Annotated in this window: 13 protein-coding genes; 4 read left to right on the top strand and 9 right to left on the bottom strand. The window is 56.4% G+C overall.

What is annotated here, in order from left to right:
* Positions 1-17: 17 nt before the first annotated feature.
* The 3 genes from LH23_RS13000 to folE2 are packed head-to-tail and all read right to left on the bottom strand — an operon-like array spanning position 18 to position 2,291.
* The gene (locus LH23_RS13000) at positions 18-809 is read right to left on the bottom strand and encodes an ABC transporter ATP-binding protein (protein ID WP_039291679.1); all 792 of its coding nucleotides are present in this window, start codon (positions 807-809) and stop codon (positions 18-20) included.
* A 2-nt stretch (positions 810-811) separates the two neighbouring features.
* Positions 812-1,372 (bottom strand): carbonate dehydratase, encoded by a 561-nt coding sequence (locus tag LH23_RS12995; RefSeq protein WP_039291676.1) that lies wholly within the window; start codon positions 1,370-1,372, stop codon positions 812-814.
* Positions 1,362-2,291, bottom strand: coding sequence for a GTP cyclohydrolase FolE2 (gene folE2 / locus LH23_RS12990; protein ID WP_039291673.1), 930 nt, complete (start codon positions 2,289-2,291; stop codon positions 1,362-1,364). The genes LH23_RS12995 and folE2 overlap by 11 nt, the downstream gene beginning before the upstream one ends.
* Positions 2,292-2,538: 247 nt before the next feature.
* Here folE2 and LH23_RS12985 point away from each other — a divergent pair, with 247 nt between their 5' ends.
* The 3 genes from LH23_RS12985 to LH23_RS12975 are packed head-to-tail and all read left to right on the top strand — an operon-like array spanning position 2,539 to position 5,715.
* On the top strand, positions 2,539-3,150 hold the full coding sequence (locus LH23_RS12985; protein WP_039291670.1) for a methylthioribulose 1-phosphate dehydratase: 612 nt from the start codon (positions 2,539-2,541) through the stop codon (positions 3,148-3,150).
* Between the two features lie 43 nt (positions 3,151-3,193).
* On the top strand, positions 3,194-4,690 hold the full coding sequence (locus tag LH23_RS12980) for an FGGY-family carbohydrate kinase (protein WP_039291667.1): 1,497 nt from the start codon (positions 3,194-3,196) through the stop codon (positions 4,688-4,690).
* Positions 4,687-5,715, top strand: a complete 1,029-nt coding sequence (locus LH23_RS12975) for an NAD(P)-dependent oxidoreductase (protein WP_039291663.1) — start codon at positions 4,687-4,689, stop codon at positions 5,713-5,715. The genes LH23_RS12980 and LH23_RS12975 overlap by 4 nt, the downstream gene beginning before the upstream one ends.
* 30 nt (positions 5,716-5,745) lie before the next feature.
* On the opposite strand, the gene LH23_RS12970 is transcribed toward LH23_RS12975, so the two are convergent.
* Genes LH23_RS12970 through LH23_RS12950 form a run of 5 tightly spaced genes read right to left on the bottom strand, consistent with a single transcriptional unit; the run spans position 5,746 to position 11,209 of the window.
* Positions 5,746-6,690 carry a carbohydrate kinase family protein gene (locus LH23_RS12970; RefSeq protein WP_039291660.1) on the bottom strand — a complete coding sequence of 315 codons (945 nt, stop codon included), beginning with the start codon at positions 6,688-6,690 and terminating at the stop codon, positions 5,746-5,748.
* A gap of 7 nt (positions 6,691-6,697) precedes the next feature.
* Positions 6,698-7,705, bottom strand: a complete 1,008-nt coding sequence (locus tag LH23_RS12965; protein WP_039291657.1) for an ABC transporter permease — start codon at positions 7,703-7,705, stop codon at positions 6,698-6,700.
* Complete coding sequence (locus LH23_RS12960; RefSeq protein ID WP_039291654.1) at positions 7,705-8,694, bottom strand: ABC transporter permease; 990 nt, start codon at positions 8,692-8,694, stop codon at positions 7,705-7,707. Before LH23_RS12960 ends, LH23_RS12965 begins: the two co-directional genes overlap by 1 nt.
* On the bottom strand, positions 8,691-10,196 hold the full coding sequence (locus tag LH23_RS12955; protein WP_052050475.1) for a sugar ABC transporter ATP-binding protein: 1,506 nt from the start codon (positions 10,194-10,196) through the stop codon (positions 8,691-8,693). The genes LH23_RS12960 and LH23_RS12955 overlap by 4 nt, the downstream gene beginning before the upstream one ends.
* 32 nt (positions 10,197-10,228) lie before the next feature.
* Positions 10,229-11,209, bottom strand: coding sequence for a sugar ABC transporter substrate-binding protein (locus LH23_RS12950; RefSeq protein WP_039291649.1), 981 nt, complete (start codon positions 11,207-11,209; stop codon positions 10,229-10,231).
* A gap of 532 nt (positions 11,210-11,741) precedes the next feature.
* On the opposite strand from LH23_RS12950, the gene LH23_RS12945 reads away from it, so the two are divergent.
* Positions 11,742-14,048, top strand: a complete 2,307-nt coding sequence (locus tag LH23_RS12945; RefSeq protein WP_039291646.1) for a molybdopterin-dependent oxidoreductase — start codon at positions 11,742-11,744, stop codon at positions 14,046-14,048.
* Between the two features lie 166 nt (positions 14,049-14,214).
* Here LH23_RS12945 and LH23_RS12940 read toward each other — a convergent pair whose 3' ends face one another.
* On the bottom strand, positions 14,215-14,571 hold the full coding sequence (locus LH23_RS12940) for a cell envelope integrity protein TolA (RefSeq protein WP_039291642.1): 357 nt from the start codon (positions 14,569-14,571) through the stop codon (positions 14,215-14,217).
* Positions 14,572-14,680 lie beyond the last annotated feature (109 nt).

The following is a 14,680-nucleotide window of genomic DNA, read 5'->3' as shown; positions in this document are numbered from 1 at the left end:
TAGCGATCCCTGAAAATTTATCGTGGGCGTGAAGGTTCAAAAAAACGGACTCGTCTGCCTTGTTGGCCAGGATGGTCAACGGTAAAGCTGTCGAGGCCGAAGATAGGACGAAGGGTTTCGGTATTCAGCGCCGCATCGGGCACGTTAAAAGCCTGCTGTTGCCCCGCCGACAAAATAAGGACCTTGTCGGCAAACCCTTCAATTAAGTTGAGATCGTGCAGGACGGCAATAACCGTTGTGCCGCGAGCTTTGACCAGCGCCAGCAGTTCTTCTCGCGCCGCCAGGTCCAGGTGATTAGTCGGTTCGTCCAGCAATAGCAGCCGGGACGTTTGCGCCAGCGTTCGCGCCAGAATCGCCCGCTGTCTTTCCCCGCCGGACAGGCAGGCCAGCGATTTATGCCGCATCCCGAGCACACCAACCTCTTTCATCGCCCCACAAACAATGCAGCGGTGTTCTGGCTCGGGCATATCCCGGGCAAACGGGAGCCTGCCTAAGGCGACATAATCTTCAATGGACAAACGCAAATCGGGGAGATCGTTTTGTGACATGACCGCCACGAGCTTTGCCCGCATCAGAGGGGGGAGCTTACTTAAGGCACGCCCTGCAAGCGTTATCTCCCCTTCGGCCTTTAACTCCTGGCCCAGCGCCCGCAGCAGCGACGTTTTGCCGCTGCCGTTTGGCCCAATTACGCTGAGCCGCTCCCCTTTTCGCAGCTGAAAATGAATCGCCACCGGCCAGGCTGTGCCCTGCGGACGGGCAATAGCCCGCAGGGAAACGCTTAACTCTGGCTCTGCGGATGACAAAAACATGCTCAGAACTCGTTGCGCAGCAGCTGGTAACCTTCCACCAGCTTGACGTTGGTATTGGCCACCTCTTCAGAAAACTGTACCGAGGCCGGGTCAACCCGAGAATATTGGGTTAAATCAGAGTCGGGTCCTACGCGCTCGGTGGACGGAATATAGGTTTGCGGCGGCAATGTCACCCCATCCACCACCGCGTTGTAGCGAATGACGCAGCCGGTTTGTACGTGGCAGTTAAACAGCACGCTGTTAAAGCCGATAAACACCCGCTCGTCGACCCGACAAGGCCCGTGCACGATCGCTCGGTGGGCAATCGACGTGCCGCTGCCAATGGTCACCGGTGCTCCACTTTTCGAGTGAATAACCACGCCGTCCTGAATATTCGAATGGGAATGGATCACGATAGGATCCATGTCACCTTCGGCGTTAAGCTCGTCGGCGCGGATCACCGCGTAAGGCCCGACATAAACATAGTCATGAATAATGACCCGGCCACAAATAACCGCCGTGGGGTCGATGTACGCTTTGGGAGAGACCTGCGGCAGATGGCCTGAAGGGTTTTTACGCAGCATGATGATTTCCTGTCCAGTGAATACGGGCCACCGCGTTGTGGGCATGGAGGCTTTCCTGATGCTCAACGCGGAGGGTAAAAGCGGCGCTAAAAGAGGCGTCCAGCATCGCCTTGTTCAGGCGGCGAGCGGCGTCTTCGCAAAACATTAAATTTTGGCCGTTGGCCTGGGCGAAAGCCTGCTCGTCACTGCGCTTAACCACCGTTTGTACCGCCGTCCCGAGCGCGGCCTCGCAGCGGTCGATAAGCGCCAGAAACGGCAACGTGGCGACATCCGGCTTCAATTGGCAGCTTACCCACGCCCAGCTTCTTTGGCTGTGGGGCGTACCTGGCATGCCTTTCTCGCCCAGCCAGGCCAGCATTTCATCGACAGACACGCCATCCTTTCGCGAGCCAAAGTCCCGCTGAAACTGCTGCTGAGCGAGATTGCGACTCAGCGCCGCCGAGGCCGGACAGGTAGATGAATACGGGATCCCGACCCGGATCGTGACGGCAAAATCTTCCCCACGCTCCGCCAGGATGCGGATGGGATAAGCTTTCCAGCCAAAGTGATTTGAGGTTAAAGATTTGCGCGACAGCAGCAGTTCGCCGGCAATTTCTACGCTCGCGCGGTCGCTGCTGCGCTGGTGCGAGACCAAAAATTCACCCAGCAAATGGCGCAATACCCCAGGCGTAATCTCGCCCTGAGTTAGCTCATCCAGCAGCAGATAGATTCGGGACATGTGAATGCCCTTTTCCGCTTCCGGGGAACTGAGAAGATTGATCCCGGCGTTGACTTTCGCCGTCAGCGGGCGACCCGCCACTTCCACCGGAAGATCGATTTGTTCCATACCAACCCAGGACAGAGCCGTGTCGAATTCGTGGCTTCTGAGTGACTGAATATCAGGCAGCATTTTGGGGCATAACATTGGAGTGGCTGTCATATCGCACATCGTCTTATTTTGAATTTGTTACGTTATAACATAACAAAACAAATTTATGCAAAGCGACGTTTGACCGTAAAGCGAAACCGTCCGGTCACAGGAGAAAACTCGGTGAAAAACCGCTGACTGGCTCGATATATCTTATAACCGGGCAAGTGTTGCCCGAGTGTTCACACAATGATAGCATCATGTAAACAGCCATTTAGACGGCTAGACTGTTAAACTAAAAAGCATTGAGGAATACCGTATGTGGCAAGAAAGGCTCGCGCAGTTGGTCACCACCTGTCATTGGATTGGCGCTAAGGGCTGGGCTCCGGCGACCGGCGGCAATATGTCCATTCGTCAGGATGCCGAGTGGTGCTGGCTGAGTGAATCCGGGCGCGACAAAGGCAGCCTGACCAGCGAGGATTTCCTGCAGGTAGATATTGCCACTAATCAGGCGCCATCGGGGCGTAAACCCTCCGCCGAAACCGGGCTGCACACGCTGGTTTATCGTCTGTTTCCTGAGGCCAATGTCGTGCTTCACGTTCACACCGTGAACGCCACCGTGCTGTCGAGAATTGAGAAAGGCCCTGCGCTGAACATCAGCGGCTATGAAATGCAAAAAACCCTGACCGGACAGCAGACGCACCTGGACACGGTGCCCATTGCCATCTTCGATAACGATCAGGATATCGACGCGCTGGCACAACGTATTGCGCATTATGCCGAACAGGCTCCCCTGAAATACGGTTTCCTGCTGCGTGGCCACGGCCTGACCTGCTGGGGCAAAGACGTTGCCGAAGCGCGCCGCCAGCTTGAAGGGCTTGAATTCCTGTTCGAATGCGAAATGCAGCGCCGCCTTTACGAGCGCGATTAACCGTTATCTTCCTGTGTCTGTTCGCTAGCGTGAGGCTTGAGGTATGGAGTATTTCCTGGGTATTGATATCGGCACATCGCGGGTCAAAGCCGTGCTGTTTGACTGCAATTTTCATGCGGTCGCCAGCGCGGCGGAAAACACCTCTCCCACACTTTCCCCACAGGGCTTTGCCGAACAGGATATGGAGCAGCTTTGGCTGTCCGTCGTGCGTACGCTACGGCAAGTAGCCGACAGCCCGGCATTGCAGCAAGGCAAACTCAAGGCCATCGGCCTGGCGGGCCAGGGGGAAGGTGTCTGGCTGAGCGACAAAAACGGCGATCCCGTGGGCCCGGGCATACTCTGGAGCGACACCCGCAGCCGGGCGCTGATGGACGAATTATTGCAATCGCCGGGACTCGACAAAGCGCTGTTCGATGAAACTGGCTCTCAGCTCCAGCCGTGTAACACCAGCCTGCAGCTCTGCTGGCTCAAGCGAAATCAGCCCGAACGCCTGGCCGCCGCCGACTATATTTTCTTCGCCAAAGACTGGATTCGCTTCCGGCTGACGCAAGTCGCCGCCCTTGAGCTGACTGATACCAGCGCTTCACTGCTGAACCAGTCGAGCGGTAAGATTTCCGATTTCGCGCTTCAGGCGCTGGGCATCGACGACCTGAAAACACGTTTTCCGCCCCTGCTTCGCCCTGACGCCCAGGCCGGCAGCTTGAGTGAAGTCGCCGCGCTGCTTTGCGGCCTGCCGCCCGCAACACCGGTTGCTGCAGGCGCACTCGATGTGTGCAGCGCAGCGCTGGGCTGTGGGGCCATTCATGACGGCGATATTTATACCATTCTCGGTACCACCTGCTGCACCGGCGTGGTTTGCCACGGGCGCGAAACCGTCAGCAGCGGCACCCGCTTTGTCACCCATACCGAACAGGGCAGCTTTATTAACCTGTTCCCGATGCAGGCCGGGACGCCCAATATCGACTGGCTACAGCAGCACATTTCGCTGACGCCGGACCTGGTGGCGCTGGAAAAAGAGATTGCTGCTATTCCGCCGGGCAGCGGGGGCGTTTTCTGGCAGCCTTATCTGAACGGCGAGCGCGCACCGTTTTACAGTCCTACTGCCCGCGCAGGGTTCTTTGGCGTCGACCAGCACACGTCCCGCGCGGCGCTTCAGCGCGCCGTTTTTGAAGGACTGGCCTACGCGATTGTGGATTCACTCACGGGCTATGCCAACGAGGGCGATCTTTACCTCACTGGCGGCGGCGCGGCTTCCGCTACGTGGCTGCAAATTATCGCCGACTGTACCGGGCGCACCGTTATTTCCAGCCACTTTAATGAGCTCAGCGCCCGGGGCGCGGCGCTGCTGGCAGCCCGAAGCGTAGGCGCGCTGGAACACTATCCGGCTATCGAACAAACCCGCTATCAGCCCCAGCCTCAGGCTCATGCTGCCTATCGGGCGCTGTTCCCGGTGTTCCGCCTGCTGCGCGAACAGCTCCAGCCGGTGTGGCAGGCGAGACACCAGGCTTTACAACGTCTTTCTCAGGATAATGCACAATGAAAATCGTCTTTACCGCCGAGTATGCGGGCAGCCTTGAACCGTTTAGTCAATTGGGCGAACTGATTATCGAAGGCTGGGCCATCGGTAAACCTAAACTTCAGGCCTCACAGATTATCGACCTCGCCCACGATGCCGAGGTGATTGTCACCAGCTATGACGATATCACCGCCGAAGTGATCCACAGCTGTCCTAAGCTGAAAGTGATTGCCTGCACTCGCGCCAACCCGGTAAATATTGATGTTCTGGCGGCTCGGGCACGTAATATCACCGTGCTTTACACGCCAGGACGCAACGCCGATGCCGCTGCCGAACTCACGCTGGGCCTGATGCTCGGCCTGATGCGCCATATTCCACAATCCCATGCTGCCCTAAAGCGCGGCGCATTTACCCGCGAAAGCCAAAGCGAGCAGCAAACCCAGTCTGGCCTGCGCAAAGATGTGGTCTGGGACGTCAGCCCGGAAAGTCCTTATGAAGTGTTCAAGGGCGGCGAGCTGCGTAATAAAACGCTGGGGCTGATTGGCTACGGCAATATTGGCCGCCGCGTGGCTCGCATTGCCCGCGCTTTTGGGATGAATATTTTGGTGGTGGATCCGTTTGTCGCCGCCGAAGATATTGACGAGCCGGGGCTGCATAAAACCACACTCGAGGCGTTGTTCCGCGAGTCAGACATTGTCAGCCTGCATTTAAGCAGCGGGCCGCACAGCGACGGCCTGGTCAACGCGTCCCTACTGCAAAGCATGAAGCCGGGCGCGAAACTTATCAATACGTCCCGCGCCTCCGTGGTGGTGGAAGCCGATCTCATCGAAGCCTTGCGTCACGGGCCACTCGGCGGCGCGGCGCTGGATGTCTACCACCAGGAGCCGCTGTGGCGTGAGCATCCGTTTATCAGCGAGCTGGAAAACGTCATCATTACGCCCCACATCGCCGGGGCAACCCGAGAAAGTATCCAGAAACACACCGCGATGATTGCCGCCGATCTCCAGCGCTTTGTGGCTGGTGAGCCGCTGCTGTACGCCTGGCGCTAAAACAGAAAAACGGCCCCGAAGGGCCGTTTTTTATGCCAGCAAAGGCGTGGTTGCCATAAAATCCTGCAAATGCTCCCAGTTCACCACGCCCGCATCGGAGCCTAATCCGGTCGCCACCAGCGCGGCAGTCGCAGACGCGACCCGGCAGGCTTCATCTTCCGAAAGTCCCCTGGCCAGGGCGGCAATAAACCCGCCGCAATAGCTGTCTCCGCAGCCAGTGGTATCGCTGGCAATCACGCTATAAGCCGGGAAATGCCGGGTTTTCTCGCGGCTGAACAGCCAGGAGCCGCGCACGCTGTCTTTAAAAATGCAGCATCTCGCCCCCAGCGCGAGAAAGAAATCCGCAATCTCTGCGGTTGTCTGTCGCCCGGAGATAAACGCGGCTTCTTCGAGTGCGGGCATAAAATAGTCCACATGAGGCAACAGCGGGCGTAAGAGCGCCAGCGTATTGCTATCCGGTGCGATTAAATCAAAGCTGGTGATGACACCCCGCGCTTTCGCCGCAGCCAGTAAACGAGCGCTCTGGCCGCTATCCATACTCGCAAGTAGCCCGGTGCCACCGTGGTGAAGGTAACGCGTGTTGAGCACCTTATCGAAATCGGCCTCAGCGACGAACAGCTCATCCGATGCGCCCCGGCAGTGCAGCGCAGGCCGCTCGCCGTTCGGACGAATGGGCAAAATCGTCGCCGACGTCTCTTTTTGCGACGTGCGCTGAACCAGTGAACAATCAATTCCCAGCCGGCGATAGCTGCCCAGAATAAATTCAGCTTTTTCGTCCTCGCCCAGGCAGGCCACGGTTGACGTGCGAATGCCCAGTTTGGCGGCATTTACCAACGCTCCGGCTGCGGTTCCCGCCGGGTTGAGGCGGATTTGCTCAATAAACTGTACGCCACCGCCAGAGGGGATTTCCACGACAGGGCGGCCAGCAATGTCCAGAATGGTCAGGCCCACAAAAACAGCGTCAAATTTGCTCATAACGCCCTCACCGGTGCTGCTGGCGCAGTCGCGCCTGCCAGAATGAAACGGCCAGCGCCACCACCAGGATCACACCCACCAGTGCATCTTTCACCAGGTAATTCAGCCCCATCAGGTTCAGCCCGTTATCAATAATCGCGAGGAACAGCACGCCGCCAAGCGTCCCCCCCATGCTCACGCGCCCTTGCCGCTGAAAAGCGGTGCCGATAAACACGGCGGCAATAGCATCCATCAAGTAAGACTGCCCGGCGAGAGGCGTGAACTGCCGCAGGTTGGCGGACAGAATAATACCGCCCACAGCACACATTGCCGAAGCGGCAATCAGCACCCAGAACAGGGTTCGCTTATCGGCTATCCCGGCTATACGCGCGGCTTCACTGTTTTGCCCAATCGCACGCACCCGCTTACCAAACAGCGTCCGTTCGGTCAGCAGCCAGGCCGCCAGCCAGACCACCAGCACGATAAGCACCGGCGTGGGGATCCCCCCAACATTTCCCACGGCTAAATCGTGATATTCCGGGGCCATGCGCCGCCAGGAAATCGCCCCGCCGCCGTCGGTGTAAATACGCTCGGTGCTGCTGGCAATAAACCAGGTGCCAAGCGTCGCCAGAAACGGCTTAATGCGGCAGGCGAGGATAAGAAAAGCGTTGACCAGGCCTATCACCACGCCGCCCAACAGAGCGCACAGCACTGCCACCTGCCAGGGAAGCTGCCAGGTTTTGAGCGCAATTAAAGCCATCATAGCGCCAAAGTCGATAGCCACCCCAACGGAGAGATCAATCGCCCCGGCGCTGACAATCAGCGTCATCGCCAGCGCCACAATCAGCAGAATGGCGCTGCCCTGAAGCAAATTGCTCCAGTTATCCAGCGTCAGGAAAACGGGGTTTGACCAGCTAAACAGGACGATGAAAAACAGCGTGACCAGCGCAAAACCCGCGCGCGACAGCCAGGCCAGCGGTTTTCTCCCGGACTCACCGGTCGGAAGCGTTGCCGCCAGAGCAGAAAAAACTTTCATTATTTATTGGCTCCTTTCTGCTGCAAGGCTGAAGCCGCAAGCACCACGAGAATCAGCACGCCTTTAATCGCCCCCACCCAGAAAATATTCACCCCCAGCAGCCCCAGGCCGTTAGACAAAGCATTGACCAGGATAGCGCCCAGTAATGCCCCCCAAACGGTGACTACCCGGCGGCGTGAAAATGCTGCGCCAAGGAAGGTCGCCAGCACCGTCTCCATCAGTAAAGGCGTAGCGGTTCCGCTGGAACTGCCCGACCCCTGCGCCAGCAGCGGGAAGACCGCCAGCCCGGCCGCAACGGCGGCAATAAGCCAGGACGCGAGGATAAGACGGCGCACGTTAAGCCCGGACATCTGCGCCATGTCTTTGCTGCCCCCCGTCGCCTGCAAATGCTGGCCAAAACGGGTGTGATGCAGCAAAAGCTGGAAGCCCACGAAAACCAACAGCAGATAAATCAGCGCATAAGGAATGCCCAGCACGCTGCCGTCGCGAAACGCCACCATCAGCGGGTCACTGACGCTAATCCGGCGCTGCCCGGTCAGCAGATCGGTCAGGCCGGTAAAGGCCACCGAAGTGGAGAGCGTCGCCAGCAGTGGGGGCAGCCCGGCGATCAGTACTAACAGCGCATTGATGCCTCCGCACAGCAGACTCAGCGCTGCCACCAGCAGCAGTAGCAGCGGCCACGGCGTCAGCCACTCGCTCATGCCCAGGCTTAACAGCGCCACGCCGAACACGGCGATGGCCGGGAGGGAAAGATCGATTCCGCCGGAAACGACGTCATCTCCTCCGGCAGCAATCACGCAAACAAGGCCAAAACTCAGGATCGCCAGAGGCACGCTTTGCACCAGCATCAGGCTAATGTTCTGCCAGCTAAGGAACCACGGCGATTGAATGCTTAACCAGACCAGCAGGCCAATAAACAGCAGCAGCGGGAATTTTTCAAACAACGCAACGGAGCGACCTGCCCCAAAACGACGAATTTCAGTCATCATGCTGCATGCTCCTGCCCACCGTTAATCGTTGCCAGTAGCGCGTCAAGCGTCAGTCCCTGAGTGGGCAAGTTCGCCACCAGTTTCCCGCGCCACATCACCAGAATACGGTCGCACAGGCCCAGCAGTTCGGTTGCGTCGCTGGAAGAAACCAGCACCGAACGCCCCTGTTCGGCAAGTTGTCGGGTGCGCTGATAGATATCACTGCGTGCGCCAATATCGACGCCGAGCGTGGGCTCATCAAGAATAAACAGGCGGGCATCAGTTCCAAGCCAGCGGGCAAGAATCACCTTTTGCTGATTCCCTCCGCTCATAAAGCGCACGGGCAGCGCCGGGAGCGCAGGACGAATACTCAGCCGCGCAATCCAGTCCTGGGCTTTTTGCAGCGCCCGGGACCTGTGCTCCCAGCCCAACGTTGCCGTGTCCGGCAGCGACGCAAGGTTGATGTTATCGGTGGCTGAAAACGGCAGGATAAGCCCCTGATGACGGCGGTCACGAGGTACAAGCGCCATACCGGCCCGGATAGCCTGCCGCGGGGAGCGAATACGGCGGGAGCGCCCTTCTATGACGATCTCGCCCTTTTTCGCCGTGTTCAGTCCGTAAAGCGTATCCACCAGCACGTCCCTCCCGGCGCCCAGAAGCCCCGCCACGCCGACAATTTCACCTTTGCGGATTTCAAAGCTAATGTCGTGCAACTGCTGCCCGTCAGACAGCGAACGCACTTCAAGCAGCGGTGTTTCTCCAGCCGTGGCGTCAGCCTCGTGCTGACGAGGGGTATAAAGTCGGTCAATTTCTCTGCCGACCATCATATGAATGATGGCATCAGTATTTTGCAGCAGGTCGCGATCCGGGTAGCCCACGACTTCCCCGTTGCGCAGCACGGTGCCTGCATCACACAGCGCAGCGATTTCGTTGAGATAGTGGGAGATGTACAGAATCGCGATGCCCTGCTCCTTGAGCCGCAGGATTGCGTCAGACACCAGACTCGCTTCGTGAGCTTCAAGCGGCGCCGTAGGTTCGTCGAAGACCACCAGCTTTGCCGCGCCGTCAATCAGCGCCCTGGCGATTTGCACCAGCTTTCGCTCGGCCAGGCTCAGTTGCCTGATCAGACGGTCTGGGTCGAGATCCAGTTGCCAGGTGCGGAGGAAAAAGTCTCTCGCCGCCTCTCGCATACGGCGGCTGTCCAACAGCCCACCCACCCGGCGATATTCCTGCCCCAGAAACACCGACTCGGCAACGGTAAAATGTGGGATTAGATTGAGCTCCTGATGGATAACGCGTATTCCCTGGGCCTCAATCGCCGCAGGCTTACCAAGCGGAAGCGGGACGCCGTCAAGCGTGGCCTCGCCGCCATCAGCCTGGTAAACCCCAGCAAGAATTTTAATTAAGGTGGATTTGCCCGCGCCGTTTTCACCGATAAGCCCGTGAATTTCGCCGGGGCCTATCGTCAGCGTGACCGCGTTTAACGCGGTCACATTGGCAAATCGTTTACTGATGCGGTCCATCACCAGACCGCGCTGCGTTTTTGTCGCGTTCACTACTTCAGCTCACCGTAACCCAGTTTTTTGTACACGGCTTTGGCTTCATCCGGGCCTTTCACCGGGATAACCGGGATAAAGGTCTGAATTGGCAGCTTCTGCCCTGCGAAGTAACGCGCCACGTTTTCGGCAGACGTCTGGCCAATCAGATGAGGCTGCTGGGCAACGTTGGCCACCAGCGGGCTGTCTTTTTCCGCCATGATTTCCAGCGTTTCCGGGCCTGCGTCGATGGCGGTGACCTTCACATCTTTATCACGCCCGGTCTCTTCCAGAGCCTGTACGATACCGATAGCCGGCTGGTCCCAGCAGGCAACATGGATAGCGTCCAGCTTGCCTTTCGGATACTGACTAAGTAATTCGAGGGTTTTCTTACGGGCATCCTCCGGCGAGTTAGCGAATTGTTCTGCCAGCTCCGGTTGAATAATTTTAATGTCCGGGTAGTCCTTCAGGACATATTTCCATTGGTCATAACGTATGCCGCAAATACGTAATGAATTAGAGAAGGCATTAAATACCGCGACATTACCTTTGCCGCCAAGCGCATCAGCCATATAACGACCAATGGTTGAGCCCAAAGTGTAGTTGTCAGATGTCGTGTTATTCACGGAATACTGAGAAACATGGTCAACGGTAAAAACCGGAATACCGGCATCGCGCAATGCTTTAAATTTAGGTTCAACGGCACTGTCGCCCAAAATACTGATTACGGCATCCACCTTACGGGACAGCAGGATATCGTGGTTATTGGCATGAACCTGGTTGTCCCTGCCACCATCAACGCCGATAACCTTGCCGCCCAGTTTTTCCACTTCTTCGGTCGCGCCCTTATAGGCTTCGCGATCCCAGAAGTGCTGAGTTCCTACGACGGCGACCCCGATTGTTTTCCCCTGTAATGAGAGCGTGTCTGCGGCGAAAGCAGCACCTGATGCCAGCGACACCAGGCCTACGGCGGCAGACAGAAGTCTTTTTTTACCCTTCATTGCTATAGTTATCCTGTAGTTATTATTCACACTTACGCCTGATGATCCGGGTTTCAGCCTGGCAGCAAAGGCTTATTCGGCGACACTTATTTGAGGCAATAAATGTCGCGATCGCCCTGGCCTCCGGCAAAAAAAAGACCATTAAGCGACAGCATGACAACAAGCATTATCAAGCCAAAATAAAAAATAGATATATCTTATACTTTCACAGCCATGTCATTAAGTCACTTTAGAATGAGGTAAACAAACATGAAAAAAACACATGTAAAACAGACAACAAGAAAATAATTCAACCACATTAAAATCGCGGGTTAATTATTTTTAGAGTAAAAACCAAACCCCTTAAAATAAAATTAAACGATGATATATTCTCGTCATTTAATTATAAATTCTGTCGACTAATATAAATGAAACAGTATTCGCTAAAGTTCGACCAATTTGCCTTATTTTTCATCGCCGGATGAATTTCCTCTTTGTTCCCACCTCCCCGTATGATGCCGCATCAGCCCTATTGAAAACGCATGGTATAAGCATGAAAGCGGAACATCAGCTGGCGGTAATGCACTGGGGAACCTACCAGGTCACCACCGAGGGCGAGCGTATCGCCGCCGTTTCTCCCGTCTCGTGGGACAAAAATCCTTCCCGCATCGGCCAGTCTCTGGCGGACGCCGTCACCGGGAATACCCGAATTCGTCGCCCGGCGGTTCGTCTCGGCTACCTGCAAAACGGCCCGGCATCTCGTGAAGGCCGGGGCAAGGAGCCGTTTGTTGAGGTGAGCTGGGAACAGGCGTTGGATCTGCTAGCGCGGGATCTCCGCTCGGTGCAGGAGCGATGTGGCAACGAAGCGATTTTTGGCGGCTCTTACGGCTGGGCCAGCGCCGGGCGCTTTCACCATGCCCAAAGCCAGCTGCATCGTTTTCTTAAAGGTTTTGGCGGCTACACCGCCAGTACCAATACCTACAGCAGCGCGGCTGGAGAAAGAATTCTGCCACATATTCTTGGCCCGCTGAGCCCCCTGCATAAACAACACACCCATTTCTCCGTGCTGGCAGAACATTGTGAGATGTTTGTGGCCATCGGCGGATTGCCGCTCAGAAATGCTCAGGTCAACGGCGGCGGCGCAAACGACCACATGCTGAAGCACTGGCTTGAACGTCTGGCGCAAAATGGCGTGCAGTTCGTGAACATCAGCCCGGTACAAAACGATCTCAGCGCCGTAGAAAACGCCCGTTGGCTGGCGATTCGCCCCGGCACCGATACCGCACTGCTGCTGGCGCTTTGCCATACGCTGATTGCGGAGTCTCTGCACGATATGGCCTTTATCAGCAGCCATACCGTCGGCTTCGAGCAGCTGCGCCGTTATCTTTTCGGCGAGCACGACGGCGTGCCTAAAACCGCTGACTGGGCGGCAGATATCACCGGCATTGATGCCGAACAAATCTTAACGCTCGCGCGTACCATGGCGGGCAAGCGCACGATGATCAATATTTCCTGGTCCATTCAGCGTGCTCGCCAGGGGGAACAGGCGTACTGGGCAACTGTGGCGCTGACTTCTCTTCTCGGGCAGATAGGCACGCCTGGTGGAGGTTTGGCTTTCGGCTATGCCTGTACCAACCTTGCAGGTGCTGCGCGCGTGCCTTTTTCCGGGCCTCGCCTTCCCGCAGGAGAAAACAAGATAAAAACGGCTATTCCCGTGGCTCGCCTGTCGGACATGTTGTTACATCCCGGGGGTGAATATGAATTTGATGGCAAGCTCTGCCACTACCCCGATATTCGCCTCGTCTATTGGGCTGGCGGCAACGCTTTCCATCATCATCAGGATCTTAACCGCCTCGTTGAAGCCTGGCGTCGGCCGGAAACCATCGTTGCCCACGAGCAGTACTGGACGGCGCAGGCGAAGTTTTCCGACATTGTGTTGCCGGTGACAACATCTCTTGAGCGCGACGATATCGGCAGCGGCAGCCATGATGGCTTTATGATTGCCATGCGCCAGCAGATCCCGGCCCTCGCGGAAGCACAGGATGACTACACCATTTTCTGCGCGCTCGCGAAAAAACTGGGCTTTTACGAGGCCTTCAGCGAAGGGCGGACCGCCGCCGACTGGTTGCCGCATCTGTATGAATCTTCACGGGAGAGAGCGCAGGAAGACGGCGTAGAGCTTCCCACTTTTGACGCCTTCTGGGAGAAGGGAAAGCTGGAGTTCACGCCGCCCGCTAAGCCACAAGTTTTTCTGGCCGATTTCCGAGCAGATCCGCAACAGTTCCCGCTGTCCACGCCGTCGGGAAAAATTGAGCTTTATTCAGAAACCGTGGCCGGGTTCGGCTACCGGGAGTGTCCGGGCTTTCCCTTCTGGGATGAAGAAGAGGCCGCTTATCAGCAACTGCAGGCCAGGCAATGGCCTTTGCACCTGCTTTCCAGCCAGCCACGCACCCGGCTCCACAGCCAGTACGACCACGGCAGCGTGAGCCGGGCCACTAAAATTCAGGGGCGAGAGCCGCTGTGGATGCATCCGACTGATGCGCACAAACGCGGGATCCAGGAAGGGGAAGTGGTCAAAGTCTTTAATGGCCGGGGGGCCATTCTGGCCGGTGTTCATATCAGCGATCAGATCCTGCCGGGGGTGGTTCAGATCTCAACCGGGGCCTGGTATGACCCGATGGATCCTTCCACGCCGGGCTCTTTAGATAAACACGGCAATCCGAATGTGTTGACGGAGGATCGCGGCTCTTCGCGCCTGGGTCAGGGTTGCAGCGCCCAAAGCTGCCGGGTAGAAATCGAGCTTTGGCAAGAAGCTCTCCCGCCGATTACCGCGTTTGATCCCCCCGCGTTTGTGGCCTGAGAGCCTGGCATAGGTAAAACGCCAGTGATTCTGCTGGCGTTTTTAGCGTTTAATCAGCGCTTGTAAATATTGCACAGTGTCATGACTCCATATTGTCATACAATAAAAAACAATAATATTTTATCCATAATACGTCGTCCCTTTACCATGCCTGAATAAATAACTTCTATGGGTTGATATCCAATGGGAACTCCTCGCCCACAGGACCCGGCGTAAGAGGTAATACGCCTTTGTCACTGGCTGCCTGTATCGCTTTGGTTGCCGCAATACACAATCTAGTGTCACCTTCGACTACACGCATTCCAGTGATTTTGTGAGATCCTTTAGGCTGATGAACACGTATTGTGCATGAACGTCCCGCATACTCGTTAATGTCAGAAAAGTCCCCCATTACAGCGTTTATAAAGTCATTTGCCCAGCTGTTTACCACACGAAATTCTTGTTTCTGTTTTTGTGATTGTTGGTCATTCCCCTGGCATCCAATCAAAAGAGTAGCTGCCAGTAAATATACTTTTCTGTTCATCCATAACTCAGTAGTTAATAATTTCAGGTGTTATAGCACAAGCATTCTAAAAACGCTTTTCATATAACCTATCAATTATCGTGGTATTAGTGAAAAATGCTCATCCTCT

The organism is Cedecea neteri, from assembly GCF_000758305.1.
GTDB lineage: Bacteria > Pseudomonadota > Gammaproteobacteria > Enterobacterales > Enterobacteriaceae > Cedecea > Cedecea neteri_C.
The sequence above is the reverse complement of the archived record's forward strand: the minus strand, read 5'-3'. Positions and strand labels throughout refer to the sequence as shown.